The organism is Catenulispora rubra (assembly GCF_015356825.1).
GTDB classification, from domain to species: Bacteria; Actinomycetota; Actinomycetes; order Streptomycetales; family Catenulisporaceae; genus Catenulispora; species Catenulispora rubra.
Genome location: NZ_JAACYW010000069.1, coordinates 13,089 through 34,913, shown reverse-complemented (window position 1 = coordinate 34,913; position 21,825 = coordinate 13,089). Strand labels below are relative to the sequence as shown.

The 21,825-nt window shown below is 70.0% G+C and carries 17 protein-coding genes; 5 read left to right on the top strand and 12 right to left on the bottom strand.

The window, feature by feature from the left end:
- Positions 1-73: 73 nt before the first annotated feature.
- Both GWK61_RS20750 and GWK61_RS20745 read left to right on the top strand, forming a co-directional pair.
- Complete coding sequence (locus GWK61_RS20750) at positions 74-2,278, top strand: beta-sandwich domain-containing protein (RefSeq protein WP_194910473.1); 2,205 nt, start codon at positions 74-76, stop codon at positions 2,276-2,278.
- Positions 2,279-2,402: 124 nt separating this feature from the next.
- On the top strand, positions 2,403-3,464 hold the full coding sequence (locus GWK61_RS20745; RefSeq protein ID WP_194910471.1) for a LacI family DNA-binding transcriptional regulator: 1,062 nt from the start codon (positions 2,403-2,405) through the stop codon (positions 3,462-3,464).
- 20 nt (positions 3,465-3,484) lie between these two features.
- Here GWK61_RS20745 and GWK61_RS20740 read toward each other — a convergent pair whose 3' ends face one another.
- From GWK61_RS20740 to GWK61_RS20705, 8 genes are all read right to left on the bottom strand, one after another.
- Entirely contained in the window at positions 3,485-4,846 is a 1,362-nt protein-coding gene (locus GWK61_RS20740) for a DUF4190 domain-containing protein (protein WP_194910469.1), read from the bottom strand.
- A 99-nt stretch (positions 4,847-4,945) separates the two neighbouring features.
- Positions 4,946-5,545 carry a TetR/AcrR family transcriptional regulator gene (locus GWK61_RS20735; protein ID WP_194910468.1) on the bottom strand — a complete coding sequence of 200 codons (600 nt, stop codon included), beginning with the start codon at positions 5,543-5,545 and terminating at the stop codon, positions 4,946-4,948.
- Positions 5,546-5,617: 72 nt separating this feature from the next.
- Positions 5,618-6,394 carry an enoyl-CoA hydratase family protein gene (locus GWK61_RS20730; RefSeq protein WP_194910467.1) on the bottom strand — a complete coding sequence of 259 codons (777 nt, stop codon included), beginning with the start codon at positions 6,392-6,394 and terminating at the stop codon, positions 5,618-5,620.
- The gene (locus GWK61_RS20725; protein WP_228562656.1) at positions 6,391-8,544 is read right to left on the bottom strand and encodes an acetyl/propionyl/methylcrotonyl-CoA carboxylase subunit alpha; all 2,154 of its coding nucleotides are present in this window, start codon (positions 8,542-8,544) and stop codon (positions 6,391-6,393) included. The genes GWK61_RS20730 and GWK61_RS20725 overlap by 4 nt, the downstream gene beginning before the upstream one ends.
- Before the next feature lie 21 nt (positions 8,545-8,565).
- A complete protein-coding gene (locus GWK61_RS20720) occupies positions 8,566-10,164 on the bottom strand; it encodes an acyl-CoA carboxylase subunit beta (RefSeq protein WP_194910466.1) in 1,599 nt (532 codons plus the stop codon).
- Positions 10,161-11,342, bottom strand: coding sequence for an acyl-CoA dehydrogenase family protein (locus GWK61_RS20715; RefSeq protein ID WP_194910465.1), 1,182 nt, complete (start codon positions 11,340-11,342; stop codon positions 10,161-10,163). The genes GWK61_RS20720 and GWK61_RS20715 overlap by 4 nt, the downstream gene beginning before the upstream one ends.
- Positions 11,339-13,081 (bottom strand): acyclic terpene utilization AtuA family protein, encoded by a 1,743-nt coding sequence (locus GWK61_RS20710; RefSeq protein WP_194910464.1) that lies wholly within the window; start codon positions 13,079-13,081, stop codon positions 11,339-11,341. The genes GWK61_RS20715 and GWK61_RS20710 overlap by 4 nt, the downstream gene beginning before the upstream one ends.
- The gene (locus tag GWK61_RS20705) at positions 13,078-13,872 is read right to left on the bottom strand and encodes a TIGR03084 family metal-binding protein (RefSeq protein ID WP_194910463.1); all 795 of its coding nucleotides are present in this window, start codon (positions 13,870-13,872) and stop codon (positions 13,078-13,080) included. The genes GWK61_RS20710 and GWK61_RS20705 overlap by 4 nt, the downstream gene beginning before the upstream one ends.
- A 163-nt stretch (positions 13,873-14,035) precedes the next feature.
- Between GWK61_RS20705 and GWK61_RS20700 the strand changes: the two genes are divergently transcribed.
- Positions 14,036-15,184 (top strand): serine hydrolase domain-containing protein, encoded by a 1,149-nt coding sequence (locus GWK61_RS20700; protein WP_194910461.1) that lies wholly within the window; start codon positions 14,036-14,038, stop codon positions 15,182-15,184.
- Positions 15,185-15,206: 22 nt separating this feature from the next.
- Here GWK61_RS20700 and GWK61_RS20695 read toward each other — a convergent pair whose 3' ends face one another.
- Entirely contained in the window at positions 15,207-15,548 is a 342-nt protein-coding gene (locus GWK61_RS20695) for a metallopeptidase family protein (protein ID WP_194910459.1), read from the bottom strand.
- 385 nt (positions 15,549-15,933) lie between these two features.
- Between GWK61_RS20695 and GWK61_RS20690 the strand changes: the two genes are divergently transcribed.
- Entirely contained in the window at positions 15,934-18,312 is a 2,379-nt protein-coding gene (locus GWK61_RS20690) for an MFS transporter (protein WP_194910458.1), read from the top strand.
- Between the two features lie 123 nt (positions 18,313-18,435).
- Positions 18,436-19,206: a putative hydro-lyase gene (locus tag GWK61_RS20685; RefSeq protein WP_194910456.1), complete on the top strand. Its 771-nt coding sequence runs from the start codon at positions 18,436-18,438 to the stop codon at positions 19,204-19,206.
- Here GWK61_RS20685 and GWK61_RS20680 read toward each other — a convergent pair.
- From GWK61_RS20680 to GWK61_RS20670, 3 genes are all read right to left on the bottom strand, one after another.
- A complete protein-coding gene (locus tag GWK61_RS20680) occupies positions 19,190-19,558 on the bottom strand; it encodes a VOC family protein (protein ID WP_194910454.1) in 369 nt (122 codons plus the stop codon). The two genes, GWK61_RS20685 and GWK61_RS20680, sit on opposite strands and share 17 nt — an antisense overlap.
- Positions 19,555-19,818 carry a hypothetical protein gene (locus GWK61_RS20675; RefSeq protein ID WP_194910451.1) on the bottom strand — a complete coding sequence of 88 codons (264 nt, stop codon included), beginning with the start codon at positions 19,816-19,818 and terminating at the stop codon, positions 19,555-19,557. Before GWK61_RS20675 ends, GWK61_RS20680 begins: the two co-directional genes overlap by 4 nt.
- 154 nt (positions 19,819-19,972) lie before the next feature.
- Complete coding sequence (locus GWK61_RS20670; RefSeq protein ID WP_194910449.1) at positions 19,973-20,917, bottom strand: endo-beta-N-acetylglucosaminidase H; 945 nt, start codon at positions 20,915-20,917, stop codon at positions 19,973-19,975.
- Between the last annotated feature and the right edge of the window lie 908 nt (positions 20,918-21,825).

Sequence of the window (21,825 nt, the reverse complement as noted above, 5' to 3'; positions counted from 1 at the left end):
CCAAACACTTGCGCACGGCGCTCGCGCTTCTTACGGTGACTCGGCGAGATCAGTCCTCTCCCTCGGAGGTGTAATGTCCCGCACCACCCCCCGCCGGCGGCTGTTCGGCGCCGTCGCCGCGACCGTGATGGTGTTCGGCGCCCTGACGGCCGCCGCACCGACCGTCTCGGCCGCCACCGGCGCTACCAGTACCGTGCCGACGACGGCCCCGCTGCCGATCAACACCCACCCCTCCTACAACGGCCTCGCACTGACCCCGCCGATGGGCTTCAACGACTGGGCCGGTTTCGAGTGCAACAGCGCCATGAACGAGACGCTGTTCACCAAGACCGCCGACCAGATCGTCAAGCTGGGTCTGAACAAGCTCGGCTACGACTACGTCAACATCGACGACTGCTGGATGCAGAAGACCCGGGACGCCAGCGGCAACCTCCAGGTCGACGCCACCCGCTTCCCGCACGGCCTGAAGTGGCTCGGCGACTACATCCACAGCAAGGGCCTGAAGTTCGGCATCTACGAGGACGCCGGCTACCAGACCTGCCAGGGCGCGGCCGGCAGCTACGGCCACTTCCAGCAGGACGCCGACCTCTACGCCTCCTGGGGCGTGGACTACCTCAAGCTCGACTACTGCTACCAGCCGATGGACCAGTTCCCCGGCAAGACGGCCAGCCAGGTCGCGCAGATCGTCTACACCGAGGCCAGCCAGGCGCTGCTGAACGAGCACCGGCCGATGATGTTCTCCGAGTCGGCCCCGGCCTACGTGTGCTGCTCCGGCGCGGACTTCACCAACGAGCTGACCTGGCTCTACCAGCACGGCAACCTGTGGCGTTTCGGCTCGGACATCTACGACGCCTGGCCGAGCGTGCTGGAGAACTACAGCGAGGACAACACGCCGGGCCTGGCACAGTGGGCCGGTCCCGGGCACTGGAACGACGCGGACATGCTGGAGGTCGGCAACGGCGGGCTGAGCCCGACCGAGGAGCAGACCCAGATGACGCTGTGGGCCGAGATGGCCTCGCCGATCCTGTTGTCCACGGACCTGTCGAAGCTGACGCCGGCCGAAGTCGGGATCGTGGCGAACCCCGATGTCGTGGCCGTGGACCAGGACCGGCTCGGCGCGCAGGGCACGGTCGTGCAGTCCGGAACCGGGTATGACGTGCTGGCCAAGCCGTTGGCGAACGGCGACGTCTCGGTCGTGTTGTTCAACAAGGGCGACACCGCGCAGACCGTGACGACCGACGCCGCGACCATCGGCCTGCGGGCCGGCAGCGCGCCGTTCCAGCTGACCGATCTGGTGAGCAAGGCCAAGAGCGCCAGCGACGGCGCGATATCCGCGTCCCTGGCGCCGCACGCGACGGTCATCTACCGGGTCCATTCCCGGGGCGACAAGCACCTGCCGATCCACACCGCGGCCACGATCAGCGGCGCGCCGCTGGCCGCCGGGGTGCCGACGCCGGTGACCGTGTCGTTCGGCGACTACGGGTACTTCGACGCGCAGCAGCCCTCTGTCACGCTGAAGCTGCCGACCGGGTGGACGGCGACGCCGTCGTCGGTGCGCTTGAGGAACGTCAAGCCGGGGACGTCGGCGACGGCCACGTTCACGGTCACCGCAAGCACGCCACCGCCGGGGAAGGTGACGACGACGTTGAGTGCTGCGGTCGCCTATCGCGATCGCGGGACGCCTTCGGTGGACAGGGCCGACTTGTCGAACGTCACGAACACGCCGTTCCCGACGCTGGCCAGTGCGTTCAACAACATCGCGATCAGCGACGAGACCAACCCCGGCCCCGGGAACTTCGACGGGGACAACGACAGCTACTCGGCGCAGGCCCTCGCGGCGGCCGGTGCCACACCGGGAGCCTCGATCAAGGCCGGCGGCACGACGTTCACCTGGCCGTCGTCGGCGACCGGGACGAACGACAACGTGGCCGGCAGCGGCGTGCTGGTGAACGTCACCGGGCAGGGGTCGAAGCTCGGCTTCCTCGGCGCGGAGGCCGGGTTCGCCACGGACACGGTCACGGTGACCTATACCGACGGCTCGTCCGGCAGCGGGAGCCTCGGCTTCCCGAACTGGTGCTGCTCGTCGCCGACCGCGTACGGGGCCACGCCGACGATCGTCACCACGCATCGGAACACGCCGAGCGGACCGGCGAACTTCGGGATCGACTACGACGTGTTCTACAACTCGATCGCGATCGACGCGACGAAGACGGTGAAAACGGTGTCTGTGCCGAATGATCCGGCAATCCACATCTTCGCGATGACGGTTCAGCCCTAGGATCGGCGCGCCGCCGGGTCCTGGTTGCCCGGCGGCGCGCCGCAGTTGTTCTGCCCGGATACGTTTCCGCCGACGCGCCTAACGATCTATCGCAGCCAGCTGTCTTCCGCTAGGGTCACACTCCATGGTGGACATCCGCGAGCTGGCACGCCTCAGCGGCGTCTCCCCCGCGACGGTCTCGCGCGCCCTGAACGACCGTGCCGAGGTGAGCCCGGAGACCCGGCGGCGGATCCTGGAGATGGCCGAGCGGCTGGGCTACTCGCCGAACCAGCCGGCCCGCACGCTGGTGCGGCGGCGCTCGGACATGATCGGGCTGATCTGGGACACCGGCTACACCAACCAGGACCGCAGGCATCCGTTCCTGCTGGACCTGTTCGTCGGGATCAAGCAGACCCTCGCCGAGTCGGGTTACCACCTGATGGTGCTGTCCACCGCCAGCGCGGCGAGCCCCGGCGACGTGACGCTGTACCTGCGCGCGGCACAGCAGCACAGCCTCGCGGGCGTGATCATGATGGGCGTCGACGCCGGGCACCCGGCGATCACGGCGCTGGTGGACGCCGGGACGCCGTGCGTCGGCATCGACCTGCCGCTGCACCGCAACCGCACGACGTACGTCACCTCGGACAACCGGGCCGGGGCGGCCACCGCGGTCCGCCACCTGCACAGCCTCGGCCACACCGCGATCGCCACCATCACCGGGCCGCTGACCCTGATGCCCGCGACCGAGCGGCTGGCGGGGTACCAGGCGGAAATGGCACGGCTAGGCCTCACGCCGGACCCCCAGCACGTCGTCGACGGAGACTTCTTCCTCGCCAGCGGGTACGAGGCGGCGCGCCGCCTGATCGAGCTACCCGAGCCGCCCACGGCGATCTTCGCCGCCGGCGACGAGATGGCGATCGGCGCACTGCACGCCCTGGCCGACGCCGGCCTGCGGGTCCCGCAGGACATGGCGGTGGTCGGATTCGACGACATCGAGGCCGCGGCGCTGGTGCGGCCGACGCTGACGACGGTCGCGCAGGACCGCGTAGCGCTCGGCGCGGGGGCGGTCGAGGCGCTGGTGGACGCGTTGGACGCGGACGACGGGTCGGCCAGTGCGCCTTTGCAGGTGGCTACGCGGTTGGTGGTGCGGGGGTCTTGTGGGGCGGAGGTTGAGGCTGAGGGGAAGCCGGGGTCGGGGTCGCTTTAGGCGGCTTTCCTGATCCCCGATCAGGCTGACGCCGTCCCGGTCCCGCCGCCCGCGCCGGAAGGCGTCGCCAGACCGAGCGCCGTCCGGACCGCGATCATGTCGTCGGCGTCGAAGGCGGCTTCGGCTTTGCGGGCCTGGCCGTTGAACGACGTGACGTCCGTGGCGCCCGCGACCTGCTCCCAGACCGCGGCAGCCTTGGTGTGGTTGGCGATGAGGGCGTCCATCGCCGGCTGCACGGAGGCCGGCCACGGCGTGCCCGACAGTGCCGACACCTCGCTCTGGGTGGCGGACGCTATGTCGTTCGCGCGCTGCTGGAAGACCGAGATGTCGGCCGAGTCCGGCGTCGCGACCAGTCGGCCGATGGCCGTCGACAGTGGGCTGACGGCGTTGAGGAAGCGGAGCTGGTCGGCGTTGTAGGTCGAGGGGTCGCGGTAGACCGAGTGCGTCATCGTGGCCCTGCTGAACTGCAGGAAGCACGTCACGCGGCGTTCACCGGCGTCCCAGGCCTGCTGGTTCGGGTAGATGAACTGCAGGCGGGTGCCGGCCGGCAGTGTCACCGGGTCCGGAACGAACGAGGTGAGCTGCCGTGCGCACTGCGACGAGCTCTCGTCGCGCATGCCGTCCACGCCGGGGAAGGTGCTCTCGGCGGCGGAGAACGAGCCGAACGCCTCGCTGTCGTGCGCCGTGGTGCAGGGGACGACGGTGAGGGTCCGGGCGCTGTTGTTGGTGGAGCCGATCGCACCCGGCGGCAGGGTGAAGCAGTCCTTCGGGTGCAGCCCGAACACCGAGACCGTGCCCGGGCTGACGACGGTGCCGTCGGCGCTCCGCTGCGCGGGGTCCGGCGTGTTGATGGCGGCGACGGTGAAGAGCGTGCCGAGGGCGGCGATCCACAAGCTCGACAGGACGATGCCGCTGATCGCCAGGCGTTTGCCCTTCTGGCCAGTGCGGCGGACCGCCGCGAGCGAGACGATGCCGAAGATCAGGCCGATGATCGGGGTGACGACGAAGAATCCGCAGATGCCGAGGACGAAGGAGGCGATCGCGAGGCCGTTGGTGCCGGTCGGCCGCTGCGGTTGGCCGTAGGGGTAGCCGTAGCCATAGCCGTAGGGCGGGTAGCCGTAGGGGTTCGGCGGCTGCTGGCCGTAGGGCGGCGCGGGCCACGGCTGTGCCGGGTAAGGCGGCAGCGCGGGCGGCGGGGACATCGGCTGCGGAGTGTTCGCCGGCGCCGGAGACGGGGCGGTCGGCATCGGCGGGGACACCGGCGCGGACACTGTCGGCGGCGGCGACGTCGGCTCGACCGGTGCGAACTGCGCGCCGTCAGCAGCGGCGGGCTCGGCGGAGCGTGACGAGTCGCTCGCGTCGGGTCCTATCTCGGTGTCCATCCCCGGTTCCTCTCCCTGACCGACCCTCCGCGGGTCAGCCAAGGGAGCATACACCGCAGGTCAGGGACATGATTGCCACGCTCGTACAGCGAGCCGGCGTCACGCCGCCGCGCGCTCGCGCAGCACCGCGTCCAGGTGCGCCGACCAAGCCCGCACCACCTCGCCGCGCCGCGCGGAGTCGTCCGTCAGCACGTCGGCGAGCCCCAGGCCGCGCGCCAGGTCGAGCGTGGCCTGCACCAGACGATGGACGGTCTCGTCCTCATCGATGACCCCCAACGCCTCGATGGCCATGCGGTACGCGACGCGCCCGAACTTCTGCTCCAGCGGCACCACACGCGCACGCAGCGCCTCGTCGGCGGCCGCTGCCGTCCACACCTGCAACGCGGCCTTGAACAGCGTGCCGGTGAAGTGCTCGACCAGGCGCGAGACGACCGCCTCGGTCGTGACGACGCTCCCGGGCGCGCTGAGCTCGGCACGCGCCGACTCGATGCGCTCGTCGAACATGTGCTCCAGCGCGGCGGTGATCAGGTCCTCGCGGGTCGGGAAGTGGTGCTGGGCCGCGCCCCGCGAAACGCCCGCGTGCTCGGCGACCACCGCCACGGTCGTCGCGCTCCACCCCGTGTCCGCCAGGCACTCCACGCACGCCTCCAGCAAGCGGCGGCGGGTGGCCCGGCTTCGGTCCTGCTGAGGTTCGCGCATCGGTGGTGGTCCGCCTGTTCGGTCGAGCGGGTGGTAAAGCGGGTGGTAGAGCAGCTGGTAGCCGGTGAACCGCTATTCTGCCCATCTCGGAGCCCGCCGCTGCAAGAACGCGGTCATCCCCTCCCGCGCCTCCTCCGAGGCGAACAGCCGCGCCGACGCCGTGGCGAGCGTGTCCGCATCCGCGTCGAACGCGGCCAGGACTGAGGCCGTCACCAGCTTCTTCGACTCGGCCAGCCCCTGCGGCGAGCCCTGGCGCAGGGCCGCGACCAGCTCCGCGACCGCCGCGGGCACGTCGTCGGCCGCCAGCGTGATCAGGCCCAGCGCCTCGGCGCGCGCCGCGTCGAACTTCTCGCCGGTCAGGAAGTAACGCGAGGCGGCCCGCGACGTGAGCCTCGGCAGCACCGTCAGTGAGATGATCGACGGCGCCACCCCGAGCCGCGCCTCAGTCAGCGCGAAGCTCGCCGCGGGCCCGGCCACCGCCAGGTCGCAGGCCGCGACCAGGCCCATCCCGCCGGCCCGCACATGACCGTCCACGGCCGCGACCACCGGCTTCGGCAACTCCACCAGCGCACGCAGCAGCGCCGCGAGCGCCCGCGCGCGTCCGGCCACCGGACCCTCGGGATCCACCGGCTCCGACGTCGCCTCCGACAGGTCAGCCCCAGCGCAGAAGGTATTGCCGGTATGTCCCAACACGACCACCCGCACACGCGGATCGGCCGCCGCCTCCCGCAAACCGGCGTGCAACTGCGCCACCAAACCCGACGACAGCGCATTGCGATTCGCCGGCGAATCGAGCGTCAACGTCGCCACGCCGCCCTCGGCCGCGTACCGCACCAAAGTCTCGGTCATGCTGCCCCGGCCTCCTCGACGACTGCCACGACTTCCACGACCGCCAACACGGTCCCGACATCCACCTGACTGCCGACCGAAACCGGCAGCGCACTCAACACCCCCGCGACCGGCGCGGACACCTGGTGCTCCATCTTCATCGCCTCCAGCCACAGGATCGGCTGACCCGCCTCGACCACATCACCGACGCCCGCCACGCCAAGCCGCACCACCGAACCCGGCATCGGCGCCAGCAGCGAACCAGCCGCAACCGTGTCCGCCGGATCAGTGAACGTCGGGACCAGCGTGAACGTCACCGACCCCAGTGGCGAGTCCACGACCACCGCCCCGCCGTGCCGGCCGACGCGAAAGGCACGTCGCAAACCCCTGATGTCGAGCACCACCTCGGCAGGCGTGGCCGACACCAACCCGACTCCGTCGTACCCCTCGGCGAGCAAACCGTCGCGCCCGAAGCGATACCGCACCTCGTACTCGGACGATCCCGCGGCAAGCACCCGCCGCTGAGCCTGCGACGGCACGTTCCGCCACCCGCTCGGCAACCCGCCGAGCACCGGCGCCTCAGCCCGATGCCCCGCCGCCACCGCCAGCGCCCCGGCAAGCGCCGAAACCCGCTCGGTCTCCGGCGACGCCAAAGGCGCGGCCAGCACGTCCAGCCCATAGGTCGAGAAGAACGCCGTATCCGTGTCACCAGCGAGGAAAGCCGGGTGTCGCAGCACATTGACCAACAGATCCCGGTTGGTCACGACACCATGGATCTCCGATCCCGCGAGCGCCGAAGCCAACACGCGTGCCGCCTCGGCACGCCGCGGCGCCCAAGCGATCACCTTCGCCAGCATCGGGTCGTAGTACACCCCCACGACCGACCCCGACTCGACGCCGGAATCCAAGCGCAGCAACGGTTCCGTGCGCGTGGCGGTGTCCACGACCTCGAACTCGCACGAGACCCCCGGCACCGCGAACCGGTGCAACGTCCCCGACGCCGGCTGCCAATCCTTCGCCGGGTCCTCGGCATACAACCGCACCTCGATCGCCGACCCCCGCACCGTCGGCTCGCCGAGCCTGCCAGGCCCGCCAGGCTTGCCCGGCTCGCTCGGCCCGCCAGGTACGCCCGACTTGTCCGCCGCGCCGGGCTCCCCCGACGCGGGCAACGCCTCCCCCGCCGCGATCCGCAGCTGCCAAGCGACCAGGTCAAGACCCGTCGTCAGCTCCGTCACCGGATGCTCGACCTGCAGCCGCGTGTTCATCTCCAGAAACGCGAAGGACCCGTCCGGCGCCACCAGGAACTCCACGGTCCCCGCGCCGACGTACCCGATCACAGCAGCCGCGTCCCGAGCCGCACCGAACAGCTTCTCCCGCAGCTCCGGATGCGCCTGCACGAACGGCGAAGGCGCCTCCTCCACCACCTTCTGATGCCGCCGCTGGATCGAGCACTCCCGCTCCCCCACGGCCCACACCGTGCCGTGCGCGTCGGCCAGCACCTGCACCTCGATGTGCCGCCCGGTCTCGATGTACTGCTCGCAGAACACCGTCCCGTCGCCGAACGCCGAAGCCGCCTCCGCCTGCGCCGCCTCCCACTGCCCCGGCAGCTCGGCGAGGCTGCGCACCACGCGCATCCCGCGCCCGCCGCCACCGGCCGAGGCCTTGATCAGCACCGGGAGGTCAGCCTCGCCGACCTCGTCCGCACTCAGCTCCCGCAGCACCGGAACCCCGGCAGCGGCCATCATCTTCTTCGCCGCGACCTTCGACCCCATCGCGGCGATCGCTGACGGCGGCGGCCCGAGCCAACGCAGCCCCGCGTCGACCACCGCCTGCGCGAAGTCCTCCTTCTCGGACAGGAACCCATACCCCGGGTGCACCGCGTCGGCCCCGGCGGCCAGCGCCGCCGCGATCAGCAGATCAGAACGCAGATACGTCTCGGCGGACGTGTTGCCGGGCAGCCGGACTGCGACGTCGGCCTCCCGTACATGCAAAGCATCTGAGTCGGCGTCAGAGAACACCGCGACCGTCCCGTAGCCGAGGCGCCGGCACGTCGCGAACACCCGGCGCGCGATCTCGCCGCGGTTCGCGACCAGGACGGTGTTCAGCGGTCCCGTCGTGAAGCCGACCGTGAAGTCAGCCGTCTTGACTTCGGCCGTCGTGAAGTCAGCCATAACAGAGTCCTCCCAGCCCTTCTAAAGACGGAACACGCCGAACTTCTCAGTGCCCTGAACCGGGGCGTTGGCGATCGCGGACAGACAGAACCCGACGATCGTCCGGGTGTCGCGCGGATCGACGACCCCGTCGTCGTACACCCGCCCGGACAGGAACAACGGCAGCGACTCGGCCTCGATCTGCGCCTCGACCAGCTCCCGCATCTGCGCGTCGGCGGTCTCGTCGAACGGCTGCCCCTTCGCCGCCGCCGAACCCCGCGTCACCAGCGAGATGACGCCCGCGAGCTGCGCCGGCCCCATCACCGCCGACTTGGCGCTCGGCCAGGCGAACAGGAAGCGCGGATCGTAGGCCCGGCCGCACATCCCGTAGTGCCCGGCGCCGTAGGAGGCGCCCATCAGGATCGAGATGTGCGGCACCGTCGAGTTCGACACCGCGTTGATCATCTGTGCGCCGTGCTTGATGATCCCCTTCTGCTCATACTCCTTGCCAACCATGTAGCCGGTGGTGTTGTGCAGGAACAGCAGCGGGGTGTCGTACCGGTTCGCCAGCTGGATGAACTGCGTGGCCTTCTGCGCTTCCTCGCTGAACAGCACGCCGCGCGTGTTCGCCAGGATGCCGACCGGATAGCCGTGGATCTCCGCCCAACCGGTGGCCAGCGATGAGCCGTAGAGCGGCTTGAACTCGTCGAAGTCCGAGGCGTCGACGACCCGGGCGATCACCTCGCGCGGATCGAACGGCGTCTTCAGGTCCGGCGGCACGATCCCGAGCAGTTCCTCCTCCGGGAACAGCGGCGGGAGCACCGTCGAACGCGGCTCAGGACCCTGCTTACGCCAATTCAGCCTGCTGACGATCCGCCGTCCGATCCGGATCGCGTCGTGCTCGTCGGCCGCCAGGTAGTCGGCCAGGCCCGAGGTCCGCGCGTGCATCTCCGCGCCGCCGAGGGACTCGTCGTCGGACTCCTCGCCGGTGGCCATCTTCACCAGCGGCGGGCCGCCGAGGAAGACCTTGGACCGCTCCTTGATCATCACCACGTGGTCGGACATGCCCGGGATGTACGCGCCGCCGGCCGTGGAGTTGCCGAACACGATGGCGATCGTCGGGATCCCGGCCGCCGAGGCGCGCGTGATGTCGCGGAAGGTGCGGCCGCCGGGGATGAAGACCTCTTTCTGCGTCGGCAGATCCGCGCCCCCGGACTCGACCAGCGCGATGACCGGCAGCCGGTTCTGCTCGGCGACCTCGTGCGCCCGGAACGACTTGCGCAGCGTCCAGGGGTTGGTCGCGCCGCCGCGCACGGTCGGGTCGTTGGCGACGATCAGGCACTCCACGCCGGACACCACGCCGATGCCGGTGACCAGCGCCGCGCCGACCGTGAACTCGCTGCCCCAGCCGGCCAGCGGGCACAGTTCCAGGAACGGCGAGTCCGGGTCGAGCAGCAGCTCGACGCGCTCGCGGGCGAGCAGCTTGCCGCGCTCGTGGTGCCGGGCGACGTACTTCTCGCCGCCGCCGATCAGGGCTTTGGCATGCTCGGTCTCGATCTCGGCGAGCTTGGCGCGCATCGCCTCGGTGTTCGCCAGGTGCTCGGCGGAGGCGGCGTCCAGCGCCGTGCGCAGCGCGGTCACGAGCGGAAGCCCAGCACGCGGGCCGCCAGGCCGTTCATCACCTCGGTCGCTCCGCCGCCGATGCCCAGGATCCGGACGTCGCGGTAGTGGCGTTCGACCTCTGATTCACGCATGTAGCCGAGGCCTCCGAACAGTTGCAGAGCTTGCGTCGCGACCCATTCGGCGGTCTCGACCGCGGTGTTCTTGGCGAAACAGACCTCTGCAATGAGATCCGGCTGTGCTTGCCCATCACCCGCCCCGGCGATGGAGCGATCGATCAGGGCATGGGTATAGGTCCGCGACACGTCGATCTTCCGGGCCATTTCGGTGAGGGTGTTCTGGACGAGTTGCCGGTCGATCAGCGGCTTGCCGAACGTCTCGCGGTTCCGCGTCCAGTCCACGACCAGGTCCAGGCAGCGCTGCGCGTGCGAGTAGGCCTGCGCGGCGAGCGCGACGCGTTCGGACAGGAAGTGCTCGGCGAGCTGGACGAAGCCGCTGTTCTCGGCGCCGACCAGGTTCTCGGCCGGGACGTGCGCGTCCTGGAACGCCAGTTCGGCCGTATCAGAACACAGCCATCCCAGCTTCTCCAGCCGACGGCTGACGGTGAAGCCCGGCGTACCTTTCTCGATGACCAGCAAGGAGATCCCGTCGGCTCCAGGACCACCGGTGCGCACGGCGGCGACCACGTAGTCGGCGCGAACGCCGGACGTGATGAAGGTCTTCGCACCGTTGACGACGAAATGGTCGCCGTCGCGGCGAGCCGTGGTCTGGATGCGCGCCACGTCGCTGCCGCCACTGGGTTCGGTGACGGCCAGCGCCCCGATCAGCTCTCCGGCCAGCGTCGGCCTTACCCACCGCTCGATCTGCTCGCGGTCATTGGCGGCGATCAGATGTGGCGTGGATATGCCGCAGGTGAACAAGGATGCGAACAAGCCGCTGGAGCCTCCGGCGTAGTGCATCTCCTCGTTGACGGTGATGGCGTCGATCAGGTCGCCGCCTCCGCCACCGACCTCGACCGGATGTGCGACGCCGAGCAGGCCCAGCGCACCGGCCTTCTTGGACAGCTCGCGCGGCAGCTCACCGGCACGCTCCCAGCCGTCAAGGTTCGGCAGTACCTCCTGCTCCGTGAACCTGCGGACGGTCGCCCTCAGGGCCCTGCGTTCCTCGGTCGACCAGGCAGGACTGGACAGCCGGTTCACCGCTCACTGCCTTTCAGCAAGGACACCGGAAGCTCGACGTTGCGGGCCCGCAGCCATTCGCCCAGGCCCTTGGCCTGCGGGTCGAACCGGGCCTGGGAGGCGACGCCGGCGCCGAGGACACCCTCGACGACGAAGTTCACGGCACGCAGGTTCGGGAACGCGTGGCGGGTGACGGCCAGGTCGGCCGTCTCGGGAAGCAGAGCCTTGAAACGCTCGACGGTGAGTTCGTGCGCGAGCCAACGCCAAGCCTCGTCGCTGCGAGCCCAGACGCCGACGTTCGCGTCGCCGCCCTTGTCCCCGCTGCGCGCGCCGAAGACCAGACCGAGCGGGGCCAGGTGGGTCTCCTCGGCGGGAAGTCGTTGCGGCAGAACGGGATCCGGCGCTGTCTTGAGGACTAGCGTCTGATCCGGGTGTGCGACGACGACGCGCTCGCCGTCGGGCAGCACCGCGGCATGCGTGACCTCGGCGGCGTCGACGTAGGCGGCGGTGTAGACGCCGTAGGGCGAGGCCGCCCCGGGCGGTGCCGTCACGTGGAAGCCGGGGTAGCCGAACAACGCGAGTTCCACGGCAGCGCCGGTGAAGGCGCGGCCGATGACGTCAGCGTTCTGATCGCGGACGACGCACCGGAGCAGAGCGCTGGCGGTCTCCTCGGTGTCGGCGTCGGGCTGGTCGGTGCGGACCAGGGTCCACTCGATCGACTCGGGGGTGTCGGTCAGCCCGGCGAGCAGTTGCTCCTTCGCCAGGTCCGCCTTGGACTCGATCGACAGGCCGGTGAGCACGAACTCGACCTGGTTGCGGAAGCCGCCGAGCTTGTTCAGGGCCACCTTGAGCTGCGGGGGCGGGGCTTCGCCGACGACGCCGCTGATGCCGACCCGGTCCGGGCCGTCCTGGGTCAGCGTCACGGTGTCCAGGCGCGTGGTGACGTCAGGGTTCGCATACCGGTGGCCGGTGATCTCGTACAGCAGCTGCGCCGTGACCGTCCCGACGCTGACGGCGCCGCCGGTCCCCGGGTGCTTGGTGATGACGCTGGAGCCGTCGGCGTGCAGCTCGGCGATCGGGAAGCCGGGGTGGCGCAGGTCGGCGATCTCGGTGAAGAAGGCGTAGTTGCCGCCGGTGGCCTGCGCGCCGCACTCGATGACGTGCCCGGCGGCGACGGCGCCGGCCAGCCGGTCGTGGTCGGCGGGCTGCCAGCCGAAGTGCGCGACGGCCGAGCCCACGACCAGCGAGGCATCGGTGACGCGGCCGGTGACCACGACGTCGGCGCCGGCGCGCAGGCACGCGGCGATGCCGAAGCCGCCGAGGTAGGCGTTCGCGGTCAGTGCCCCGGCGAATCCGAGCTCTGATGCACGCGGCAGGAGGTCGTCGCCCTCGACGTGCGCGATCGCGGCGCTCAGGCCGAGTTTCGCGGCCACCTCCCGCAGCTTGTCGGCCAGTCCCACCGGGTTCAGGCCGCCGGCGTTCGCCACGATCTTGACGCCGCGCTCCAGCGCGAGGCCGAGGGCGTCCTCCATCTGGCGCAGGAAGGTCTTGGCGTAGCCGGCGTCAGGGTTCTTCATCCGGTCGCGGCCAAGGATGAGCATGGTCAGCTCGGCGAGGTAGTCGCCGGTCAGGACGTCGAGTTCGCCGCCTTCGAGCATCTCGCGGACGGCGCTGAAGCGGTCGCCGTAGAAGCCGGAGGCGTTGCCGATCCGGAGGACGTCCGGGTTCTGCGACAACACATTGGCTTTGGCCTCGGTCATGCGAACTGCCCCTTGCTCCGGCCGGGCCCGCTCGGTCCCGCGAACACCTGCGCGATGTCAAGCCACTGATCCGCCTCGCTCCCGACGGCCTGCACGGCCAAGTCGTCGCGGTGCCGGCGCTGGGCCACCAGCAGGCAGAAGTCGAGCGCCGGGCCGGTCACGCGCTCGGTCGCCGTCTCCGGGCCCCAGGTCCACGAGCCGCCGTCGGGCGCGGTGAGCTCGATGCGGAACTCGGCGTCGGGCACCGGCAGGCCGCGCTGGACGAAGGCGAAGTCGCGGGTGCGGACGCCGAGGTGCGCGACGTTGCGCAGGCGCGCGGTCGGCTCGCGCCGCACGCCGAGGGCGTCGGCGATGTCCTGGCCGTGGGCCCAGGTCTCCATGAGGCGGGCGGTGGCCATGGTCGCGGCGCCCATCGGCGGGCCGAACCAGGGCAGCTTGCCGCCGGGCGGGACTTCGGGGAGCGCCCTGGCCAGGTTGTGGCGGTCGGCGCGCCAGGCCGCGAGCAGCTCGGACGGCGCCAGCTGCGCGCCTTTCTCAGCCTGCTGATCGACGAAGCCGGCGCCGCCTTCTTGCAACGCGCGGGTCAGCATCGCGTTGAACGCGTCCGGATCGCGGGCGGCGAGAGCGGCGACGCGGTCGGTCCAGGCGAGGTGCGCGATCTGGTGCGCGATCGTCCAGCCGGGGGCCGGTGTCTCGGTGCGCCAGGCCGCGGCGTCGAGCGGGGTGACCAGGGCGTCCAGGACTCCGCTTTCCGCGGCCAGGTCTTCGAGCAGGTCGTCGAGCACTGCCATCGCGCCTCCCGGGTCGGTGTTCGGTTCGGGACCGGTGTTCAGTTCGGGCCGGTGTTCGCTTCGGGGTCATCGCGAGCCTTTCAGCTCGGCAACAAAAAATCAATCATGCACGCTTGATTTCTTCCCCGGGCGACTGTCCGTGGCGGCGCGTACGGTGGCAGGCGTGGCGACCGACCTGCAAGAACTTCTCCAGTCCGCGGTGGACGACGGCAAGGCACCCGGCGTCGTGGCGCTCGTGGCACGCGGCGACGACGTCGAGATCGCGACCGCCGGGACGACCGGGCTCGGCGGCTCCGCGCCGATGGCCCGCGACACGCTCTTCCGCATCGCGTCCCTCACCAAGCCGATCACCGCGGCGCTGGCGCTGCTGTTGATCGAGGAGGGCCGCATCGGGCACGACGACCCGATCGCGCGGTGGCTGCCGGAGCTGGCGCACCCGATGGTCGTGCGCACCCCCGACGCCCCACTCGACGACGTGATCCCGGCGGTACGCCCGATCACCGTGGCCGACGTGCTCACGTCCCGCGCCGGCTGGGGCTTCCCGGACGAGTTCAGCTTGCCGGCGGTCGGCGCGTTGTTCGATCAGGGTTACCAGCGCGGTCTACACGTCCAGGAACCGCCCGCGCCGGACGAGTGGCTCAAGAGCCTCGCCGGGGTCCCGCTGGTCTACCAGCCCGGCGAGCGCTGGCTGTACAACACGTGCAGCGAAATCCTCGGCGTACTGCTGGCCCGCGCCGCCGACACCCCGCTGCCGGAACTGATGGCCGAGCGCATCTTCGACCCGCTGGGCATGAAGGACACCGCCTTCGAAGTTCCCGCCGCGAACCTCGACCGATTCACTTGGTTCTACGAATCCGACGACAGCGGACTGGTCCTGGCCGATCCGCCGACCGGGGACTGGAGCCGCCTGCCTGCGTTCCCGTCCGGCGCCGGCGGCCTGGTCTCCACCCTCGACGACTACCACGCCTTCGCCCGCACACTGCTGCCGGGGACGGACGGGCTGCTATCGCCAGAGTCGGTCCGCGAGATGATCACCGACCACCTCACCGCGGACCAGCGCGCAGCCTCGCGCCTGTTCCTGGACGGCCAGGGCTGGGGCGTCGGCGGCTCGGTGGACATCGCCGACATCGACCCCTGGAACATCCCGGGCCGCTACGGCTGGACCGGCGGCTCCGGCACGAGCGCGCACATCGTCCCGGGCACCGGCTCGGTCCCCGGCTCCGTCGCGATCCTGCTGTCGCAGGTGGCGATGGGGTCCCCGACCGCGTTGGGGCTCCAGAGGGACTTCTGGACGTACGCGGCCCGCGGCTGACGGGCTCGCCGGCGGGGTCCGTTCACCACCCGAGCTCGTGCAGCCGCTCGTCGTCGATGCCGAAGTGATGCCCCACCTCGTGGATGACCGTCGTGCGTACCTCGCGCACCACGTCCTCGTAGCTGTGGCAGATCTTCAGGATCTCGTTGCGGTAGATGGTGATCCGGTCCGGCAGCACCCCGGAGTACCACTCCCCCCGCCCGGTCAGCGGAATGCCCTCGTACAGCCCCAGCAGCCCGGCGTACGGCGCCTCGGCCTCGACGACCACCGCCACGTTCCGGATCTGGCGCGCCAGCGCCTCCGGGATGGAGTCCAGCGCTTCGCCGACCAGTTGCTCGAACTGTTCGGGCTCGATGCTGATCACGGTTCAATTGTGGCACGCGAGGGCGGTCTGACCCCGTATCTGTGTCTACTTCGCCGCGGTAACGGGCACCCAGCGGGCCGGGGGCTTAGGCGCCGGCACATTGCCCGCTGCGACCGGATGCAAACACGGCGTTGATCTCAGAGTTCGTAAATACGGGCTTCGGCTACTATTGTGGTACGGAGCCGTTTCGTATTGGGGAAGGTGGTGCGGATGTCCATAAATCAGTCGCGCACCACACGTCGGCGGCGTCGCAATGCGCGAATAAGCCGCTGAAAACCGGCGTTCTCAGAGCCTTCGCATAGCCATAGCGAATTTCCGCTCGCCGCCCCCTTCGTCTTCGAATCCTGATAATTCCTTGCAGTTGTTCGGATAGGTGTAACTCCGCATGTCCTCAACCAATCCAGCCGCCCCACCGCTGGTCGACCCCCGCCGCTGGAAGGCCCTGGCCTTCATCGGCCTCGCGCAGCTCATGGTGGTGCTCGACGGCACAGTGGTGAACATCGCGCTGCCCTCGGCGCAGCACGATCTGGGCTTCTCCGACGCGGACCGGCAGTGGGTGGTCACCGCCTACGCGCTGCCGTTCGGCGCGCTGCTGTTGTTCGGCGGCCGGCTGGCCGACCGGCTCGGGCGCAAGCGGACGTTCCAGGTCGGCGTCATCGGGTTCGCGCTGGCCTCGGCGCTCGGCGGGGCCTCCGTCGACACCGCGATGCTGCTCGGCGCCCGCGCGCTGCAGGGCTGCTTCGGCGCGATGCTGGCGCCGTCGGCGCTGTCGCTGGTGACCGTGATGTTCACCGCGCCGGCCGAGCGCGCCAAGGCGTTCGGTATCTGGGGCTCGATCGCCGGCGGCGGCGCGGCGGTCGGACTGATGCTCGGCGGGCTGCTGACGCAGTACCTGAGCTGGCGCTGGACGATGTTCGTCAACGTCGTGTTCGCCGTCATCGCGTTCGCCGGCGCGGCGATCACCGTCCGCGAACCCACGCGCCATCGCGACCATGGACGTCTGGACTTCCTCGGAATCTTCCTGGTGACAGGCGGGCTCGGGTCCCTGGTCTACGGCCTGTCGCGCGCCGAGTCCGACGGCTGGAGCGCGCGGATCACCATCAGCCTGCTGATCGCGGCCGGGGTCGCGCTCATCTTGTTCGTCATCGTCGAGGCGATCTCCAAGGCCCCGCTGCTTCCGCTGCGCGTGGTGTGGAACCGCGACCGGGGCGGGGCGTATCTGTCGCTGGGGCTGGCGATCGTCGGCATGTTCGGCGCGTTCCTATTCCTGACGTACTACCTGCAGGCGGTGCAGGGGATGTCGCCGATCCGCAGCGGCGCGGCGTTCCTGCCGATGGTCGGCGGCATGCTGATCGGCGCCACGCAGATCAGCGCGCGGCTGATGACCCGGGTCCGGCCGCGTTACCTGATGCCGCCGGGCTTCCTGCTCGGGTCGGCGGGCATGCTCGCGCTGACGCGGATCAACGCCGACAGCCCGTACCACACGTGGGTGTTGCCCGGCACGATCGCGCTGGGGCTGGGCATGGGGTGCGCGTTCATGCCGGCGATGAACGTCGCGACCGGTGGGGTGGATCCGCGGGACGCCGGGGTCGCGTCGGCGATGGTCAACACCTCGCAGCAGGTCGGCGGAGCGATCGGCACGGCGCTTCTCAGCACCCTGGCACTGAGTGCCACACGTAACTACACCGTGGCGCACACCGACCCGAACGCCACGTCGCAGCAGGTTGCGACACTGCACACGCAGGCCCAGGTCCACGGGTACGTCATCGCGTTCTGGTGGGCTGCGGGGTTGCTGTTGGCGGCGGCGGTCGTGTCGTTCGTGCTGATCAGCTTCCGGGTCGGTCAGCCGCCGGTGCCCGCAGTGCAGACCGCTTCCGAGTCGGTCGCGCACACCGACCCCACGGAGTTCCTCCTTCCGTTGCACGACGCGATCCCTGTCCTGGAACCGCAGCCAAAGGTGGCGGAGCCCGCGTACCACCACATCCCGATCCCCTACAACGGCGACGGCGTCCTGATCCACGGCCAGGTCCGCGACCGCGACGGCGCGCCGATGCCGTTGGCCGTGATCACCGCGGTCTCGCCGCAGGGTCGGCAGGTGGGCCGGGCCCGCAGCAGCGACGACGGCGGCTACCAGCTCGGCGTCCCGCGCACCGGCGCGTACGTGCTGATCGTCGCCGCCGACGGCCGCGAGCCGGAGGCCTCGACCATCACCGCGAGCGAGCGGAGCGTCCGGCACGACATCCAGCTGGCCGAGCGGGGCCGGCTGGCGGTCACGGTCCGCGCCACCGACGGCAGCCGCATCGGCGGGGCCACGCTAATGCTCACCGACGCCGCCGGCGACCTGGTGACCAGCCGCCGCACCGGCGAGGACGGCGCGCACACCTTCCGCGACCTGCCGGTCGGCACGCTGACGCTGGCGGTGAACGCGGTCGGGCACCGGCCCGGCGCGCTGTCGATCGCGATCGACGGCCACGGGACGACGCGCGCCGACGTCGAGCTGCACCCGGCGGTACGGCTGATCGGCACGGTCCGCGCCTGGTCCACGGACTCCCCGCTCCCCGACGCGCGCGTGATGCTGATGGACGGCGCCGGCAACGTGGTGGCCACCGCCGACAGCGACCCGGAGGGCTCCTTCGCCTTCGCCGACCTCGACGCCGGGGAGTACACGCTGATCGCCAGCGGGTACCCGCCGGTGGCGAGCGCGGTGCGGGTCGATGGACGGATCGACAGCCGGCATGACGTGCAGCTGGGGTATCCGGAGTGATCGGGCGGTGAGCGGCGGCGGCATGCCTCGGAGGCGGGATACACCCGGGTGGAGGTATGTCGAAACGAGGTATGCGGCCGCCGTCGTGTTGAAGCCCGGGCCGGATCGGCTTAGCGTGCCGATATGCCCGAAACAGCAGCCGAGCTGCGGGCCGGGTTCCGCGCCGGGGCGCGTGGGCCGACGGCCGGGCTGGCGCCTGGCTTCCGACAGGCCAACTTCCTGGTCGTGCCTGCCGACTGGGCCTATGACGTGCTGCTGTTCATCGAGCGCAACCCGGATCCGTGCCCGATCCTCGACGTCACCGACACCGGCTCGCGGCACACGCGCCTGGCCGCGGGCGCGGACCTGCGGACCGATCTGCCGTTGTACCGGGTGTGGCGTGACGGTCGGTTGGTCGACGAGCCCACCGACGTCAGCGACGTGTGGCCCGAGGACTCGGTGACGTTCCTCACCGGGTGCAGCTTCACGTTCGACAGTGCCCTGACTCAGGCCGGGGTGCCGTGGCGCTACCCGGGGCGGAATGTCGCGATGTACAAGACAAAACGGCAGTGCCGGCCGGCCGAGCGCGTCCGCGGGCCTCTGGTGGTCTCGATGCGGCCGGTGCCGCCGGCGCTGGTCGGCACCGCCGAGCGAATCACGGCCCTGATGCCGGCGTCCCACGGTGCGCCGGTGCAGATCGGCGATCCGAAGCGGCTCGGCATCTACGATCTGGACCGGCCCGACTTCGGGGACCCGGCCGACGCTCAGCCCGACGACGTCCCCATGTTCTGGGCCTGCGGTGTGACCTTGCAGGCAGCGGTTGTCGCGTCCCGACTGCCGTTCGCCATCACGCACGCTCCCGGGCACATGTTCATCACCGATGCCCGGGAACCGCAGGTCACGGCACCCGAGTGAGGATCTCCATGGCGTGGCCGTCGGGGTCGTCGAAGTACACCCCGCGACCGCCCCACCGCGTGTTGATCTCGCCGTGTCCGTCGCCGCCGGGCTCGGCGTAGTAGTCCAAGCCCTGCTCCTGGATGCGGGCGAAGGCGGCGTCGAACTCGTCGTCGTCCAGCAGGAACGCGTAGTGCTGCGGCTGCGGATCGGAGGCGGTCATGTAGTCGAGCGTCACGCCGTTGGCGACCGCGACCGGCACGAACCGCCCAAAGTCGGCGCCGACCTCCAGACCGAGGATGGTGGCGAGGAACGCGGCCGAGGCGCGCTTGTCCCGGGCCCGGACGATGGTGTGGTTCAGCTGGACGGTCATGACTTCTCCTCGGTGGTGCGGATCATCACCAGCATCGCCGCGCCCATGGCGGCGAGCAGCCCGGCGGCCACCGCGATCGCCGTGGCGTAGCCGTGGACGAGCGCGGCCTGACGGCCGGAGGCGGTGAGCGGATACTCAACGAGACAGGCGGCGGTCGCACTCACCGCGAGCGAGTTGAGCACCGCGGTCCCGACCGAGCTGCCGACCTGGGTGGCGGCGTTGACGACAGCGGAGGTTATACCCGCGTCGCGATGCGTCACGCCGCGGATCTGGCTGATTTGCAGCGGTTGCTGCCGGATGGCGAAGGCGAGAAGGCCGGTTCGTGAAGACGACGCGGTGCGGGCTCTCCCGCCTTGGAGCCCGCACCGCGAGATTTCGGTATTGCTTCGGCTTGCCTTAGCTGCCTTTGCCGCCTTAGCCGCTGTAGACGGCGTTACTCCCGTACAGGACGTTCGTGAAACTGGAGATGTAGTCGTGGATGTCACTGGCGCCGAGGTTGTACGTCATGAAGACCCCGTAACCGCCGTCCACGGTCTGCTGCGCGAGGCTGGCCGCGTCGCTGGACGGCGTTGACGTGACGTCGATCGCCGCCGGCGAGAGCTGGCTGTTCGGCAGGTTGATGCTGGGCACGTTCCACGAGTCGTAGTACGGGTTCCAGGCGTAGTCGAACAGCGGGCCGACGTCGGTGCCGTCGTAGGTCAGGCTGGAGGCCGCCGGGCCGATGTCGTACATGGTGATGAGCTTGTTCGGCATGTCGTCGCGCAGTGCCTGGACCAGGTAGACGAAGGAGCTGGCGTTGGGCTGGCCGGTGCCGTTCGTGCCGTAGTCGGCGTACTCGTCGTCGAAGTCGATGCCGTCCAGGCCGTACTGCGTGACGGCGTCGGACAGCTGCTGCGCGAAGGCCGCGGCGGCCGACTGGGACGGGAAGTTGGCGAAGCCGGCGCCCTGGTGGTTGCCCAGGACCGACAGCTCGACCTTGATGCCCTGCGCCTGCAGCGGCCGGATCTGCGTCGCGGCGTTGTCCAGGACGCTCTGCACCTGCGGGTTGAAGGACAGGTAGGCGTTGCTGCCGTCGTAGTTGATGTTGGCGGCGAATATCACGGCTATGTCGAAGACGTTCGCGCCGCCATTGGCAAGCGTGTACTTGCCCACGTTCAGCATGCTGTTGCTGTTGACCTCCACGTACGCCACGGAGACCGGGCCACTCTTGCCGGCCGAGGTGGCAGTGTGGCGCGCGCTATGCCCGGCCTTGGCAGCCGCCGCCGGGGCAGCCTGCGCAACGCCCGCCATACCGGCGAACGCCAGCGTCAGCGCACCGGTGGCGAGCAGGACCTTCCACCTCGATCTGGATCCGCGCATCGTCGATCAAGCTCCCTTGCTGGATGAGGGTGACAGTGGGGCGCTCGGTAGATAAACCGATTCAGTGAGGTGAATATGCTCTCGTGTCGCGGAGGTGTCAAGACCCGCGCATCAGATGTCGCACACTGTGATCATGCGCCGGTTTTCTACCGTTGATCCTTCGTACCGGCGTTGACACGCCAGTGAAACGAGTGCATTCTGAGGCGGCCCTGAAGCGCTTTAGGAACGGACGGCAACGGCCCAGCCTGACGCGCGATGTCGTTCGCCGAGTCCGACCGGACCATGCGGGGTGTTGGTTCTGGGTCCCTCGCCGCGTCAGCGGGCGCAGCCAACCTGCCCGGTTTGGCGGTGTCAAGCCGGACGAGGCTGGACCACAGCAGCAGCGATGCGGCTTGATTCCGCCAAACCGGGCTGGTTCCGTAAGGCGATGACGCGGCGAGGGACCCAGAACCCGGCGACCACAAGCAGCACCGCCAGCATGCAGCGCGACGCAGGCAACAGCGTGATAGAAAGCCGAACAGTCGCGGACCGCCACCAAACAACCCGACGCACGGGTCGCCCCCTCGTCGAGGAGGCCCGCCAGAGGCCTCAAGGCACCCACCAAACGCGGCAGACAGCCGCCCACATGACGCATGCGCAGTGACTCGGACCCACGCGCGGTCGTGTTCGCGAATACCGGCGGCCGCCAGCGCAACCTGCGGGGCACAACCGAACTGCGTCCCCTGCGAGGCCATCCAACCATGTGCGAAGCCGTAAAAATCGCCTGTAAAACCACAGATCGACCGCACCCCGCACCGGCACCAGCACCAGCACCAGCACAGGAACAGGAGGGCGCGGGCTCGGATACCGCATCGCATCGCTACAAGCATCGGCATCGGCATCGGCCATCGGCACCGCCACAAGCCCCG